Source organism: Jeongeupia naejangsanensis (genome assembly GCF_016865585.1).
Lineage (GTDB): Bacteria > Pseudomonadota > Gammaproteobacteria > Burkholderiales > Chitinibacteraceae > Jeongeupia > Jeongeupia naejangsanensis.
In genome coordinates this window covers 181,098-196,409 of record NZ_JAESND010000005.1, presented here as the reverse complement: position 1 = coordinate 196,409, position 15,312 = coordinate 181,098, and the positions used below count along the sequence as shown (strand labels likewise).

At 65.1% G+C, this 15,312-nt stretch carries 15 protein-coding genes; 2 read left to right on the top strand and 13 right to left on the bottom strand.

Annotated features, from left to right (window positions below):
- The first annotated feature begins 52 nt into the window (after positions 1-52).
- A complete protein-coding gene (locus tag JMJ54_RS11865; protein WP_203538769.1) occupies positions 53-808 on the top strand; it encodes a glycosyltransferase family 2 protein in 756 nt (251 codons plus the stop codon).
- A gap of 28 nt (positions 809-836) precedes the next feature.
- On the opposite strand, the gene msbA is transcribed toward JMJ54_RS11865, so the two are convergent.
- From msbA to JMJ54_RS11830, 7 genes are all read right to left on the bottom strand, one after another.
- A complete protein-coding gene (msbA, locus tag JMJ54_RS11860; RefSeq protein WP_203538768.1) occupies positions 837-2,573 on the bottom strand; it encodes a lipid A export permease/ATP-binding protein MsbA in 1,737 nt (578 codons plus the stop codon).
- Positions 2,574-2,612: 39 nt separating this feature from the next.
- Entirely contained in the window at positions 2,613-3,335 is a 723-nt protein-coding gene (locus tag JMJ54_RS11855; protein ID WP_203538767.1) for a 16S rRNA (uracil(1498)-N(3))-methyltransferase, read from the bottom strand.
- A 3-nt stretch (positions 3,336-3,338) separates the two neighbouring features.
- A complete protein-coding gene (locus JMJ54_RS11850) occupies positions 3,339-3,524 on the bottom strand; it encodes a hypothetical protein (RefSeq protein WP_203538766.1) in 186 nt (61 codons plus the stop codon).
- A gap of 18 nt (positions 3,525-3,542) precedes the next feature.
- Positions 3,543-4,457 carry a UDP-3-O-acyl-N-acetylglucosamine deacetylase gene (gene lpxC, locus JMJ54_RS11845; RefSeq protein ID WP_203538765.1) on the bottom strand — a complete coding sequence of 305 codons (915 nt, stop codon included), beginning with the start codon at positions 4,455-4,457 and terminating at the stop codon, positions 3,543-3,545.
- A 170-nt stretch (positions 4,458-4,627) separates the two neighbouring features.
- Positions 4,628-5,806: a cell division protein FtsZ gene (gene ftsZ / locus JMJ54_RS11840; protein WP_203538764.1), complete on the bottom strand. Its 1,179-nt coding sequence runs from the start codon at positions 5,804-5,806 to the stop codon at positions 4,628-4,630.
- A 47-nt stretch (positions 5,807-5,853) separates the two neighbouring features.
- Complete coding sequence (ftsA, locus tag JMJ54_RS11835; RefSeq protein ID WP_203538763.1) at positions 5,854-7,086, bottom strand: cell division protein FtsA; 1,233 nt, start codon at positions 7,084-7,086, stop codon at positions 5,854-5,856.
- A gap of 72 nt (positions 7,087-7,158) precedes the next feature.
- Entirely contained in the window at positions 7,159-7,944 is a 786-nt protein-coding gene (locus JMJ54_RS11830; protein WP_239000048.1) for a cell division protein FtsQ/DivIB, read from the bottom strand.
- Between the two features lie 22 nt (positions 7,945-7,966).
- Between JMJ54_RS11830 and JMJ54_RS11825 the strand changes: the two genes are divergently transcribed.
- Positions 7,967-8,128 (top strand): hypothetical protein, encoded by a 162-nt coding sequence (locus tag JMJ54_RS11825; RefSeq protein ID WP_203538761.1) that lies wholly within the window; start codon positions 7,967-7,969, stop codon positions 8,126-8,128.
- Here the strand turns inward: JMJ54_RS11825 and JMJ54_RS11820 are convergent.
- From JMJ54_RS11820 to mraY, 6 genes are read right to left on the bottom strand one after another with little or no spacing between them, the layout of a single operon-like run.
- The gene (locus JMJ54_RS11820) at positions 8,125-9,042 is read right to left on the bottom strand and encodes a D-alanine--D-alanine ligase (RefSeq protein WP_203538834.1); all 918 of its coding nucleotides are present in this window, start codon (positions 9,040-9,042) and stop codon (positions 8,125-8,127) included. The two genes, JMJ54_RS11825 and JMJ54_RS11820, sit on opposite strands and share 4 nt — an antisense overlap.
- Positions 9,043-9,052: 10 nt before the next feature.
- Positions 9,053-10,438: a UDP-N-acetylmuramate--L-alanine ligase gene (murC, locus tag JMJ54_RS11815; protein ID WP_203538760.1), complete on the bottom strand. Its 1,386-nt coding sequence runs from the start codon at positions 10,436-10,438 to the stop codon at positions 9,053-9,055.
- Complete coding sequence (murG, locus tag JMJ54_RS11810) at positions 10,435-11,625, bottom strand: undecaprenyldiphospho-muramoylpentapeptide beta-N-acetylglucosaminyltransferase (RefSeq protein ID WP_373310144.1); 1,191 nt, start codon at positions 11,623-11,625, stop codon at positions 10,435-10,437. The genes murC and murG overlap by 4 nt, the downstream gene beginning before the upstream one ends.
- On the bottom strand, positions 11,622-12,809 hold the full coding sequence (gene ftsW, locus JMJ54_RS11805; protein WP_203538759.1) for a putative lipid II flippase FtsW: 1,188 nt from the start codon (positions 12,807-12,809) through the stop codon (positions 11,622-11,624). The genes murG and ftsW overlap by 4 nt, the downstream gene beginning before the upstream one ends.
- Positions 12,810-12,813: 4 nt before the next feature.
- Positions 12,814-14,217: a UDP-N-acetylmuramoyl-L-alanine--D-glutamate ligase gene (gene murD / locus JMJ54_RS11800; RefSeq protein WP_203538758.1), complete on the bottom strand. Its 1,404-nt coding sequence runs from the start codon at positions 14,215-14,217 to the stop codon at positions 12,814-12,816.
- Positions 14,218-14,226: 9 nt separating this feature from the next.
- Entirely contained in the window at positions 14,227-15,312 is a 1,086-nt protein-coding gene (mraY, locus tag JMJ54_RS11795; RefSeq protein ID WP_203538757.1) for a phospho-N-acetylmuramoyl-pentapeptide-transferase, read from the bottom strand.

Genomic DNA, 15,312 nt, shown 5'->3' with positions numbered 1-15,312 from the left:
TGGATGCACCGGCGTTTGTCCGATTATATCCAGTTTTCAGCCCCGCCTTCCCATGCCAGCTGCAACCCTGGGCGTTGCCCTGATCACCAAGAATGCCGAAGCAAGACTGGCCGAATGCCTGACGGCGCTGGCTTTTGCCGACAGGATCGCCGTGCTCGACTCGGGCAGCAGCGATGCGACCGTGCAAATTGCCGAGGCCCACGGCGCCGCCGTGGCGGTTTCAGGCGACTGGCCGGGCTTCGGCGTGCAGAAGAACCGCGCCGTGGCCCTGCTCGACACCGACTGGGTCCTGCTCATCGACGCCGACGAGGTCGTCACGCCCGAACTCGCCGCTTCGATCCGTGCCGCCATCGCCGCGCCGCAAGCCGCCGTCTACCGGCTCAATCGCTTGTCGAGCTTCTGCGGCCACTGGATGCGCCATTCGGGCTGGTATCCGGACTGGATTCCGCGCTTGTTCAAGCAAGGCAGCGCCCGTTTTTCGGACGATCTGGTGCACGAAAGGCTGGTGTTCGACGGCCCGGTCGCGGCGCTGGACGGCACGCTGCTGCACTACTCGTACGAAACGCATGCCGACGTGCTCAGAAAGCTCGACGCCTACTCGGAAGCCGGCGCCCGCCAGCGCCATGCGCGCGGCGAATCCGCATCGGTCGCCAAGGCCGTCGGCCGCGGGCTGTGGGCGTTCGTGCGGACCTATATCGTCAAGCGCGGCTTTCTCGACGGCGTGGCCGGTTTCCAGGTTGCCGTGTTCAACGCCGAAACCGTCTATTACCGCTTCCTGAAACTGGCCGAACTGAACCGCCGGCAATAAAAAAACGGGGCATCAAGCCCCGTTTTCATTACACCTCGTGGAACTGCACCGCGTGCATCTGGGCGTACATGCCCTTCTGCTCGATCAGATCGGCGTGGCTGCCGACCTCGACAATGCGCCCCGACCGCATCACGACGATACGATTGGCGTTTTCGATCGTCGACAACCGGTGGGCAATCACCAGCGTCGTGCGGTTCTTCATCAGGTTTTCCAGCGCCGCCTGGACCTTGCGCTCGGACTCGGTATCGAGCGCGCTGGTTGCCTCGTCGAGGATCAGGATCGGCGCGTCCTTGTAGATCGCCCGCGCGATCGCCAGCCGCTGGCGCTGGCCGCCCGACAGCCGTACGCCGTTTTCACCCAGCATGGTGTCGAAACCCTCGCCCATGTTCTCGATGAACTCGGTCGCGAACGCCGCATCGGCAGCGGCCTGGACACGCGCCAGATCCGGAGCGGCATCGCCGTAGGCGATGTTGGCGGTCACCGTGTCGTTGAACAGCACGACATCCTGACTGACCATTGCAAACTGGCGGCGCAGGTCGGCGAGTTTGTACTGATCCACCGGTACGCCATCGAGGTCGATTTCGCCACCGGTCGGCTCGTAGAAGCGTGGCAGCAGATTGGCCAGCGTCGTCTTGCCCGAGCCCGAACTGCCGACCAGCGCGACCGTTTCACCGGGCGCGACCTTCAGGTCGATGCCGGACAGCGCCGGCTTGTCCGGATCGCCGTAGTGGAATTGCAGCGCCTTGATGTCGATCTCGCCGCGGGCGCGTTCGATCTGACGCGTACCGGTATCGCGCTCGGCCGCTTCGTCGAGCACGCCGAACACCGATTCGGCCGCCGCCATGCCCTTGTGGAACTGCTCGTTGATCTTGGTGAGGTTCTTCACCGGCTGCTGGATCGCCATCATCGCGACCATGAATGACACGAAGGCACCGGCGGTCAGCGCACCGGTCTGCGCGCGCAGGCTGGCGAAGTAGATGATGATCGCCAGCGTGATGCCGATCAGCAGCATCACCAGCCCGGAGTTGGCGCCCGAGGTGGCGTTCTGCTTGACCATGATGCTGCGCATCCGGTTGTTGATGTTGAAGTAGCGCAGGCGCTCGTACGGGAAACCACCGAAAATCTTCACCACCCGGTGGCCCGAGAGGCTTTCGTCGAGGATGCGCGTCATTTCGCCCATGGTTTCCTGTGACGAACGCGACAGCTTGCGCTGGCGCTTGCCGACGATGCGGATGCTGGCAGCGACGCCGGGCAGCAGGATCAGGCACAGCAAGGTCAGCTGCCAGTCGTGGTACAGCATCACGCCGAGGAAGGCGACGATCGAGAAGCTGTCGCGCACCAGCACCGTCAGCACCTGCACGCCGGCGTTCATCACGTTGCCGATGTCGAAGGTGATCCGCGACAGCATCACGCCGGTCGAGCTCTGGTCGTAATAGCGCGTCGGCAACTTCAGGTACTGCTCGTACATTTTCTGCCGCAGATCGTGCATCACCCGTGCCGACAGCCAACCGCTGGCGTAGTCGGAACCGAAGTTGGTCACCAGCCGCAGGATGGCCAGGCCGAAAATCTGCGCCGGCAGCACCCATGCGGCGGTATGCGCGAGCGAGTGGGCCTGCAGATTCTGGTCGACCAGCGGTTTGAGCAGCACCGCCAGACCGGCGTCGACGCCGGCGGCGAGGATCATGCAGACGATGGAGCCGGCGATCACCGGCCAGTACGGGCGGATTTCGCCGAGCAATCGGGTATAGAGCAAGCGGTTGTTCATGCTTTGCCTGAGATGGAGCAAAGCCCGATTATAGCCGGATCAGCCGTCGCCCCAGCGCGCTTGCGCCAGTGCCAGCAATGCCGGGCCGGCGGTCTCGGTGCGCAGGATGCGCGGGCCGAGCACCAGCGGCGTGAAGCCGGCAGCGATGGCCAGCTGTTCCTCGGCGCTCGAGAGGCCGCCTTCGGGACCGACCAGCATCGCCAGGCTGCCTGCCCGATCGGCCAGCGAACGGAACGGCACCGCGCCGACCGGCGACATCAGTAGCCGCAAGTCGAGCTGCGGCAGCTCCGCCAGCGCATCGGCCAGCGGTGCGACCGGATCAATCTGCGGCACGCGGGTGCGGCCGCTCTGCTCACACGCCGCTGCAGCGACAGCGCGCCAGTGAGCGAGGCGCTTCTCGGCGCGTTCGCCCGACAGCCGTTGCTGGCAGTACTGGCTGTAGACCGGGACGATGCGGCTGACACCGAGTTCGGTCGCCTTCTGTACCGTGTAATCCATCCGTTCGGCCGCCGACACCGCCTGCAGCAGCACGGTCTGCAGCGGCGATTCGCGATCGGCCGGATCATGCCCGCCGACCTCGACATCGACGTTGCGCTTGCCCATCGCCGTCACCGTCGCGGCGTACTCGCCGCCCAGACCGTTGAACAGCGTAATGGCCTCGCCCGGTTGCATCCGCAGCACCTGGACATGGCGTGCGAGCGATTCGGGCAGGGACAGCGCATGGCCGCTGGCGAGCGGCGCATCGAGATAAAAACGGGGCATGGTTCAGAGCCAGAAGAAACGCTCGGCGACAAGGCCGACGAAAAAGAGCAGCAGCAACGCCAGCGTCGCCACGATCACCCGGCGCAGGAACACCAGCCAGTACCGGTCGTGCGTGCGCAGGTAGCAAAAGACCGACCAGCCGGCGAGCACGACGGCCAGGACGAAGAGGATGCGCAACACGGCAAACATGGCGCGCCTTGCCGTGGATCAGATGCCGGCGGGCGGCAGGGCGTGGAACGAACTCGGCACGTCCTCGTCACGCTCGAAGCTGACGAACTCGTAGCTGTCCGGGTCGTCCAGCAGCGCGCGCAGCAGCTTGTTGTTCATCGCGTGGCCGGACTTGTAGCCGGAGAACGCGGCGATCAGCGGATGGCCGAGGATGTAGAGGTCGCCGATCGCGTCGAGCACCTTGTGGCGGACGAACTCGTCCTCGAAACGCAAGCCACCGTCGTTGAGCACGCGGTATTCGTCGATGACGACGACCGAATCCATGCTGCCGCCCCGTGCAAGGCCGTTGGTGCGCAGCATCTCGACTTCCTGGATGAAGCCGAAGGTCCGCGCCCGGGCAATCTCGGACACGTAGTTGGTATTGGCGAAGTCGAGCGTGATCGTCTGCGCCGATTTCTTGAATGCCGGGTGCTGGAAGTCGATCTTCAGCGAGACCTTGTAGCCGTCGTGCGGTTCAAGCTTCACCCACTTGTCGCCTTCGACGACTTCGACCGGCTTCTTGACGCGCACGAATCGCTTGGGCGCGGCCTGATCGACGACGCCGGCGCTCTGCAGCAGGTAAATGAACGGCGCGGCCGAGCCATCCATGATCGGCATTTCGGGCGCGTCGACCTCGACGACGACATTGTCGACGCCGAAGCCGGCGAACGCCGACATCAGGTGCTCGATCGTGCCGACACGCACGCCATCTTTGATGAGCGTGGAGGAGAGTCGTGTGTCGTTCACGAGCGAGGGCCCGACCCTGAACGGCGCCGAATCGGGCATATCGGCGCGGTGGAACACGATGCCGGAATCGATGGGCGCAGGCTTCAGGACAAGCGTGACACGCTCGCCCGAATGCAGGCCGACACCGACCGCACGGACCGTGGTTTTCAGGGTTCGTTGCTGAAACATGGGTTGCCTTGGCCTAACGGATTCATGACAACGATTCTAGCAGCCCCGGGTCATGGGCTGGATTGATCGTCGCAATGCATCCGATTGCCGTTCTCAATTTACCTGTGCAGCGCGCAAGCGTCCTCCGCCCTGCGGTTCACGCAGGGCGTTCAGGTCGCGCGCATGGCGGATCAGTCTGCCTGACGACGCAGGAAGGCCGGAATGTCCATGTCGACATTGCCGAGCATCGAACGCGCGTCGTGACCGGCCGGCGCGTTGCGACGGTTCGGACGCATGCCCGGCGGCAGGTCGAACTCGCTCCAGTCGGTGCTGTCGACAGCACGGTTGTCGGTACCGGTCTTCAGCGGCTGGCTGGCAACAACCTGCATCACCGGCTTGCTGGATTCACGCACGCCGAGGCCGGTTGCGATCAGTGTCACGCGCAGCTGGTCGCCGAGGCTTTCGTCATAGACCACACCGTGCTTGACCACCGCATCTTCGGCGGCGCCGGCTTCGACGATCTCGCGCACCTGGCGGATTTCGCTCTTCTTCAGCGTCGTCTTGCTGGCGCTGATGTTGACCAGCACACCACGGGCGCCCTTGAAGTTGATGTTGTCGAGCAACGGACTGCGGATCGCTTCCTCGGCCGCTTCGACCGCACGGTTCGGACCGGCAGCATGGGCGGTACCCATCAGCGCCATGCCCATTTCCTGCATCACGGTCTTCACGTCGGCAAAGTCGACGTTGATCAGGCCCGGGTAGTTGATGATCTCGACGATCGAACCGACGGCGTTGCGCAGCACGTCGTCAGCGGCACGGAATGCCTCGTCGATGGTCACGTCATCGCCGAGCACTTCCTCGAGCTTCTGGTTCGACACGACGATCAGCGAATCGACATAGCGACCCAGTTCGTCGATCCCGGCCTGTGCGACCTTCTGGCGGTTGCCTTCGTCCAGACCCGGCTTGGTGACGACGCCGACGGTGAGGATGCCCTTCTCGCGCGCGACTTGCGCGATCACCGGCGCAGCACCGGTACCGGTGCCGCCGCCCATGCCGGCGGTGATGAACAGCAGGTCCGCGCCATCGATCAGCTCGGCCAGTTGCTCGCGGTCTTCCTCGGCCGCTTCACGGCCGATGTCCGGGTTGCAACCGGCGCCGAAACCGCGTGTCAGCTCCTGACCGAGCGCGACGATGTGCTCGGCCTTCGACAGCTTCAGCACCTGTGCATCGGTGTTGGCCGAAATGAACTGCACGCCGGCGAGTGCGTGCTCGATCATGTTGTTGATCGCGTTGCAACCGGCGCCACCGACGCCGATCACCTTGATGTTGACGACGTGTGCAACGTCGTGGACTTCGATACTCAATGCCATGATGACTCTCCTTCTGACCCGATTCTAAATTACTGACCCGAAACTGACTAAAAATTATTCTGGAACCACGATTTCATGCGGCCCAGAATGTCTCCAAATGATCCGTCCTTGGCCTTGCCGGCCGGATTCTTGTGGTATTGCTCCCTGGCCAACAACAGCAGCCCCACTGCCGTCGAATAGCGCGGATTCTTGACGACCTCCGCCAGCCCGCCGACGTACTTCGGCAGCCCGAGGCGCACCGGCATGTGGAAGATCTCTTCGGCAAGTTCGACCATGCCTGGCATCAGCGCGGCGCCACCGGTGATGACGATGCCGCTCGAGAGCCGGTCCTCGAATCCGTTGCGGCGCAACTCGGCCTGGACCAGCGCATACAGCTCCTCGATCCGCGGCTCGACGACCTCGGCCAGCGTGTGGCGGCTCATCTGGCGCGAACCGCGCTCGCCGACACCGGGCACTTCGATCATCTGCTGCGGATCGGTCATGTGCCGCAGCGCGACGCCATGCTGGATCTTGATGTTCTCGGCTTCGGCCGTCGGCGTGCGCAGCGCCATGGCGATGTCGTTGGTGATCTGGTCGCCGGCGATCGGAATCACCGCCGTGTGACGGATCGCACCGCCCATGAACACCGCGAGGTCGGTGGTGCCGCCGCCGATGTCGACGAGGCAGACGCCGAGCTCCTTCTCGTCGTCGGTCAGCACCGACGTCGCCGACGCCAGCGGCTGCAGCACGACTTCGGCGATCTCCAGCCCGCAGCGGCGCACGCACTTGGTGATGTTCTGTACCGCCGAGACGGCACCCGAAACGATGTGCACGTTGACGTGCAGTCGCACGCCGGACATGCCCAGCGGTTCCTTCACGCCTTCCTGACCGTCGATCATGTATTCCTGCGCCAGGATGTGCAGCACCTGGTGGTCGGTCGGGATGTTGACCGCACTGGCGGTCTCGATCACGCGCTGGACATCGGCGTCGGTGACTTCCTTGTCCTTGATCGCGACCATGCCGTCCGAATTGATCCCCTTGATGTGGCTGCCGGCGATGCCGGTAAACACTTCGCGGATCTTGCAGTCGGCCATCAGCTCGGCCTCGCCGAGCGCGCTCTGGATCGCGCCGACGGTCTTCTCGATGTCGACGACGACGCCGCGCTTGAGCCCGCGGCTGGTGGCCGAGCCGAGACCGACGACGTTCAGCACGCCGTCATCCTGAATTTCGGCCGCCACGGCGACGATTTTGGACGTGCCGATATCGAGTCCGACAATGAGGTTGTTCGCGTCTCTACTCACAGAAGCCTCTTTCTTACACAACGCAATTCATAACAGGCCGGCACCTGCGCACCGGCCGCGGATTCGTACCCGTTACGCCGAAGCGCTGCGGGGTTTGGGTTTCACGGCAGCCGGCGCCGATGCCTTGGCGGCCGGCTTCGCAGCCGGTCTGGCACCGGGTTTGGCCGCCTCTTCGGGCTTGTAGGCCGGCAGCCGCACGGCAAAGCCGTTCGGGTAACGCAGGTCGACGTACTCGAACGGATGCTTCTCGGCAATCAGCGCCAGCGAGTTCGGGTAGGCGACGGCAAAACGGTGTACGCGCTCGATCGCATCGTCGCGACCGACCTCGACGACCACGCCGTTGTCGAGCTGGAAACGCCATGCGCGACGCGGCGACAGCCACAGGTGCGTCGGTGCCTTCTGCAGTGGCGCCATCGCTTCCTTGAGCATCCGGTAGCCTTCGACCATCAGTTTCTCGGTGCCTTCCGGGCCTTCGAGCACCGGCAGCGCATCGTTGCTGGCGGCGTCGAAACGCTCGCCATAGGTGTTGAGCAGGGCCACATTGCCCCAGCGCGCATACGCGTGCTGTTCTTCGATGCTGACCTCGAGCCGGTCCGGCCAGCGCCGGCGCACGTTCACTTCGCGCACCCACGGCAGCTTCTCGAACGCCTGCCGGGTCTTGTCGAGGTCGAGCGTGAAGAAGGTGCCCTTCAGCTCGTTCTTGATCACGTACTGCAGCTGTTCGCGAGTCACGTGCGACAGCTCGCCGTCGATCTTGACCTGACGTACCGGGAACAGCGGCGAGTGGATGGTCAGGAACACCAGCGAATAGAACAGCAGCAGCACCGCCATCGCGGTGAGCAGGTTGGCGAACCACATCAAGAGCTGCGGCCTATCCCACATGGAAAAACCTCGCCATGCCTACTACGCAGCGGTGACGCTGCGTCGTGCGCTGCTCGCGATCCTCATGGGCCATACGCCCATTCTGGTCGCTGCGCTGCTGGCTCCTTGCCTGACCGCCGCTCGCGACGGCCTGACGAGGTTTTTCGCTGCCGAACATTAGTTGGCCTCTCCTTCAAGCGTCGTATCGAGGATCTGCAGCACCAGCTGCTCGTAGCCGATGCCTGCTTCACGCGCGCACATAGGGAATAGGCTGTGGCTGGTCATGCCCGGTGCGGTGTTCGGCTCGAGCAGGTAGACCTTGCCGTCGGCGTCGGTCAGGAAGTCGATCCGTGCCCAGCCGGTCGCGCCCAGCACGCGGTACGCCGCTTCGGCGAGCACGCGCGCCTGCGCTTCGGCTTCGCCGGCGAGGCCAGGGCAGGTGTAGACGGTATCGTCGCGGAAGTACTTGGCGTCGTAGTCGTAGAACTCGGTCGCCGGTTCGATCTTCACCGTCGCCAGCGCGCGGCCGTTGAGGACGGCGCAACTGAATTCGCCACCGGAGACGGCCTGCTCGACCATCACCAGCGGGTCGTACTTGGCTGCTTCCTCGTAGGCGGCGCGGATATCATCGGCGTTGCGGCACTTGGTAACGCCGACACTCGAACCGCCATTCGACGGTTTGACGAACACCGGCGAACCCAGCTTAGGGATCACCGAGTCGAAATCGCTCTGTGCGTCGAGCAGCAGGTACGCCGGCACCGGCAGGCCCACGGCCTGCCACATCAGCTTGGTGCGCCACTTGTCCATGCCGATCGCGCTCGCCATCACGCCGCAGCCGGTATACGGGATGCCGAGGTATTCGAGCGCGCCCTGGATCGTGCCGTCCTCGCCGTCGCCGCCGTGCAGGATCAGGAAGGCCCGGTCGAAGCCCTCTTCGTGCAATGCCTCGAGCGGCAGCTCGGCCGGGTCGAAGGCATGCGCGTCGACGCCCTGGCTCTTCAGTGCGTCGAGCACGCCCTTGCCGCTCATCAGCGAGACTTCGCGCTCGCTCGATTCACCGCCCATCACCACGGCCACCTTGCCGTACTGCTTCATTTCAGCCATCTCAGTTCTGCACCAGTTTGCCGGGAACGGCACCGATCGAGCCCGCCCCCATCGTGATCACCACATCGCCGTGCTTTGCGGCCGCGGCAATGGCGGCCGGCATCTCGGCAATGTCTTCAACAAAAATCGGTTCGACCTTGCCGGCGACGCGCACCGCGCGCGCCAGCGAACGGCTGTCCGCCGCCACTACCGGCGCTTCGCCGGCCGCGTAGACCTCGGCCAGCAGCAGGCCGTCGACGGTGCCCAGCACCTTGACGAAGTCCTCGAAGCAATCGCGAGTGCGGCTGTAGCGGTGCGGCTGGAAGGCCAGCAGCAGCCGGCGACCCGGGAAGGCGCCACGCGCCGCGGCGATCGTCGCCGCCATTTCGACCGGGTGATGCCCATAGTCGTCGACCAGGGTGAAGCTGCCGCCGTCGCATGCCACTTCGCCGTAGCGCTGGAAGCGCCGGCCGACACCCTGGAACGTCGCCAGAGCACGCTGGATCGCCTCGTCGGACGCGCCGACCTCGATGCCGATGGCGATCGCCGCCAGCGCGTTCAGCACGTTGTGCTGGCCCGGCATGTTCAGCGTGACCGGAATCCGCCGCGTCTCGCCGTTTTCCCACACCGCATCGAAGCGCATTTGGCCGTCGACAGCGGTAACGTTTTCGGCACGCAGCATCGCGTCGGCGCTGGTGCCGTAGGTCGTGATCGGGCTGGTCACGCGCGGCAGGATCTCGCGCACGCTGGCGTCGTCGATGCACAGCACCGCGCGGCCGTAGAACGGCAGGTGGTAGAGGAACTCGACGAAGGCCTTCTTCACGTTGTCGAAGTCGTGGCCATACGTATCCATATGGTCCTGGTCGATATTGGTCACGACCGAGATCATCGGGCTCAGGTGCAGGAAGGACGCATCGCTCTCGTCGGCCTCGGCGACCAGGTAGTCGCCGTGGCCGAGCCGGGCGTTCGAGCCGGCGGCGTGCAGCTTGCCGCCGATGACGAAGGTCGGATCCATGCCGGCGGCTTCGAGAATGCTGGCGGTCAGGCTGGTCGTCGTCGTCTTGCCGTGGGTGCCGGCGATCGCAATGCCGCGCTGCAGCCGCATCAGTTCGGCCAGCATCAGTGCACGCGGAATCACCGGGATCTTGCGCGCGCGCGCCTCGACCACTTCGGGGTTGTCGTCCTTGACCGCACTCGAGATCACCACCACATCGGCGTCGGCGACATAGGCCGCATCGTGGCCCTTGTGCACGACGGCACCGGCGTTCTGCAGCCGCTGCGTCGCGGCGTTGCTGCCCAGATCGGAGCCGCTGACGGCAAAGCCCTGGTTGGCGAGCACCTCGGCGATGCCGCTCATGCCGACACCGCCGATCCCGACAAAGTGGATGCGTTTGACCTTGTGTTTCATCTTGCCAATTCCTCGATCACCGCCACGACCCGTCCGGTCGCGTCGGGCTTGGCGAGCTGCCGGGCCTTGTGGGCCATTTCCAGGCAGCGCGCTCGGTTTGTCTCTTTCAGCAGCGCCGCGAAACGCTCGGCGCCGAATTCGGTTTGTTGCAGCAGCACGCCGGCGCCGGACTCGGACAGGTAACGCGCGTTACCGGTCTGGTGGTCGTCGACCGCGTGCGGGAACGGCACCAGCACCGCCGCGGCACCGACGCAGGCCAGCTCGGAGACGGTCAGCGCACCGGCACGGCACAGCACCAGATCCGCATCGGCATAGGCACCGGCCATGTCGCCGATGAAGGCCACGCATTCGGCGTCGACACCGGCCGCGGCGTAGTTGGCCTTCAGCGCATCGATGTGTTTTTCGCCGGCCTGGTGGATCACCACCGGACGTTCCACCTCGGACAGCAGCGCCAGCGCCTTCGGCACTTGTTCGTTGAACACCTGCGCGCCGAGGCTGCCGCCGACAATCAGCAGCTTCAGCGGGCCGGTTCGACCTTCGAAACGCGATTCGGGTTCGGCAACCGCGGTGATGGCGTCACGGACCGGGTTGCCGACGCAGTCGAAGCGCGGCGGTGCGCTGCGGAACGCCGACGGAAACGCGAACAGCACGCGGTTGGCGAACTTCGACAGCGCCTTGTTGGTCAGCCCGGCCACCGAGTTCTGTTCGTGCACCACCAGCGGCAGCCACAGCAAACGCATTGCCAGCCCGCCCGGGAAACCGGTAAAGCCGCCGAAACCGATTGCCACATCGGGGCGATGGCGGAAGATGGTCCGCAGCGAACCGCACAGCGCCTTCAGCTGCACCCAGGGCTGGGCCAGCTTCTTCAGCAGCCCCTTGCCGCGCACGCCGGTGATGGCCAGCGTTTCGAGCGGGATGTCGTGCTGCGGCACGATGCGCGTTTCCATCGCGCCGGCCGCGCCGAGCCAGACCACGTCCCAGCCGCGTTCGCGCATCGCGTTGGCCACGGCCAGCGCCGGGAAGATGTGGCCGCCGGTACCGCCGGCCATGACGAGCAGGGTGCGCCCAGCACGATTCTGCACAACGGCTTGCGGCTGCGAAGCGGAAACGGCCTGACGCGACTTCGCCCGACTGACAAAACCGAGAATCAATATGGCCAGTACGACGAGGGTCAGAATCCAGCTCATACCTTGCGCCCCCGCATCAGCTGTCTGTTCTCGTAGTCGATGCGCATGACGACGCCGAGCGCCAGCAGATTGGCGACGATGCCCGAGCCGCCGAACGACAGCAGCGGCAGCGTCAGGCCCTTGGTCGGCAGCAGGCCCATGTTCACGCCGATGTTGATCACCGACTGCACGCCGATCCAGATGCCGATGCCCTGCGCCACCAGTGCCTGATAGGCGCGGTCGAGCTTGGCAGCCTGCACGCCGATCGTGAAGCAGCGGAACACTAGGAAAGCGAACAGGCCGACGACGACGGCCACGCCGAGGAAACCGAACTCCTCGGCAATGATCGCCATCAGGAAGTCGGTATGCGCTTCGGGCAGGTACGACAGTTTCTCGACGCTGGCGCCGAGACCGACGCCGTGCCACTCGCCGCGGCCGAAAGCGATCAGCGAGTGGCTGAGCTGGTAGCCCTTGCCGTACGGGTCCTGCCACGGATCGAGGAAACCCAAGACCCGCGCGCGCCGGTACGGCGAGCTGGCGATCAGGCCGACGAAGCCGATGCCGAGCAGCACGATCAGCCCGGCGAACAGCCGCCAGTTGAAGCCGCCGAGAAACAGCAGGCCCATGGTGATCGCGGTGATGACGGCGAACGCGCCGAAGTCCGGCTCGAGCAGCAGCAGGCCGCCGACGATCAGCATCACGAACAGCATCGGCAGCAGGCCCTTGGTGATGCTGGCCCAGAAGTCGCCGCCCATGAACGCGGCCTTGCGCACCGTGTAGTCGGCGGCATAGAAGGCGGCGGCAAGCTTCATCAGCTCGGACGGCTGCAGGTTGATCACCACCAGCCCGAGCCAGCGCCGGCTGCCGTTGACCTCGCGGCCGATGCCGGGCACCAGCACCAGGATCAGCAGCAGCACGCCGAGAATGAACAGCAAGGGCGCGTACTGCTGCAGCGTCCGGGTCGAGATGCTGAACGAAAAGAAGGCCGCGACCACGCCGACGACGAGGAAGATCGAGTGGCGGACCAGGAAGTAGGTCGAGCGGAAACCGGTGTCCTTGTCGACCTCGGCCATCGCGATCGACGCCGAGTAGACCATCACCAGGCCGATGGTCAGCAGCAGGATCACGCACCACAGCAGCGCCTGGTCGTAGGCGGCCATGCTGGGGCGGATGCGCTTGAGGGCCCGGTAGAAGATCGCTTTCATCGCGTCAGCCTTCCAGACCCCGGACCGCGGCGATGAACACTTCGGCGCGGTGGTGGTAATTGCGGAACATGTCGAGGCTGGCGCACGCCGGGCTCAACAGCACGATGTCGCCGGCTTCGGCGAGGTTGGCGGCCATCTGCACGGCCATCTCCAGCGTCGGCACCTGCAGCACCGGCAGGAAAGCTTCCTCGTCGTCATCGGCGTCGATCAGTTGCGAGGTCGCTTCGTTCAGCACCTCGGCGATCTGCGGGCCGTCACGGCCGATCAGCACCACGGCGCGGCAGATGCGCTCGCACGCGGCCTTCAGCGGCATAAAGTCCTGGCCCTTGCCGTCACCGCCGGCGATCAGCACCACCGGCCGGTTCATGCCCTTGAGCGCGGCCTCGGTCGCGCCGACATTCGTGCCTTTCGAGTCGTCGTAGTAGCTCACGCCGGTCTTCTCGGCGACGAATTCGACCCGGTGCGGCAGGCCCTTGAAGGCCTTGAGCGCGGCGATGGTCAGCGCGCTCGGCAGGCCGATGGCACGCGTCAGTGCCAGTGCGGCCAGTGCGTTGGCGGCGTTGTGCAGGCCTGCGAGCTGCAGCTCGCCCGCTTTCATCAGCGTGCGCTCGCCGAGCTTGAGCGCGACGTCGTCGCCGTCGGCGACGAGACCGTATTCGCTCGGATTGCGTGGCGCGTCGGTGCCGAACCAGACGATGTTGCGGCCCGGCTGCGTCATGCCGCGGCACCAGCCGTCCTCGCGGTTCAGCACCATCACGCCGAGGCCGTTGAAGATCCGTGCCTTGGTCTGCGCGTAGTCGCGCATGCCGCTGTAACGGTCGAGGTGGTCCTCGGTCACGTTGAGCACGACCGCTGCGTCGGGCGTCAGCGAGCTGGTCGTTTCCAGCTGGAAGCTCGACAGTTCGAGCACCCAGATGTCCGGATTGCTGCTGCGGCTTTCCCAGTCGGCCAGCGCATCGAGTACCGGCAGGCCTATATTACCGGCAATGACGGTCTTCAGGCCGGCCTGTTCGCACGCCTTGCCGACCATGCTGGTGACGGTGGTCTTGCCGTTACTGCCGGTGATCGCCAGCACGCGGGCGCCGCTGCCGCGGATCGCGCGCGCGAGCAGTTCGACGTCACCGGCGATGTCGACGCCGCGGTCGATCGCACGGGCGATCTCGGGCGTGGCCAGCGGCACGCCCGGGCTGACGACCAGCAGCTCGGCATCGGCAAACGTCGCGTCGCTGAATGCGCCGAAACGGGTCGTCACGTCGGGCAGCTCGGCCGCCAGCGCTTCGGCCCCGGGCGGCACGTCGCGGCTGTCGGCGACGGTGACGCGGGCATTGTGGCGCACGAGCCAGCGCACGCACGACAAACCGGTGATGCCCAGACCGACGACGACGACGTTTTTACCGTTGAAATCCATGTCGGCTCCTCAGCGCAACTTCAGCGTGGCCAGGCCGACAAGGACCAGCAGCATGGTGATGATCCAGAAGCGGACGACGACCTGCGTCTCCTTCCAGCCCTTGAGTTCGTAGTGGTGGTGCAGTGGCGCCATCCGGAACACGCGCTTGCCGGTCATCTTGAAACTGGCCACCTGGATCATCACAGACAGCGCCTCGACAACGAAGACACCGCCCATGATCAACAGCACGATTTCCTGCCGCACGACCACGGCAACGGTCCCGAGGCCGGCGCCGAGCGCCAGCGCACCGACGTCGCCCATGAAGACCTCGGCCGGGTAGGCGTTGAACCACAGGAAGCCCAGCCCCGCACCGGCCATCGCCGCGCAGAACACCACCAGTTCGCCGGCACCCGGCACGTGCGGAATGCCCAGATAGGTCGCGAATTTCACGTTGCCGGCAACATAGGCAAAGATGCAGAACGCGCCCGAGACCAGCACCGTCGGCATGATCGCGAGGCCGTCGAGGCCGTCGGTCAGGTTGACCGCGTTGCTGGTGCCGACGATGACGAAATAGGTCAGCACGCAGAAGCCGATCGCCCCGAACGGATAGAGGATTTCCTTGTAGAACGGGATGATGAAACCGGTATGCGACGGCAGCTGGCCGGCGTTGACAAGAAACAGCCCGGCGCCGATGGCGATCGCCGACTGCCAGAACATCTTGGCCTTGGCGCTCAGGCCTTTCGGGTTCTTCAGCGCGACCTTCTTGTAGTCGTCGACGAAGCCGATGATGCCGGTCGCCATCGTGACGATCAGCACCAGCCAGATGTACTTGTTGCCCAGATCGCCCCACAGCAGCGTCGTCAGGCCGATCGACAGCAGGATCAGCGTCCCGCCCATCGTCGGCGTGCCGGCCTTGACCAGATGGGTCTGCGGGCCGTCACTGCGCACCGCCTGACCGACCTTCATCTCGGTCAGTTTGCGGATCACCCACGGGCCGAGCACCCACGAGATCGTCAGCGCGGTCATCGTCGCCAGCACGGCGCGCAGCGTGATGTAGTTGAATACGTTGAAGGCCCGGATCGATTCACCCAGCCATTGGGTCAGCCAGAGCAGCAT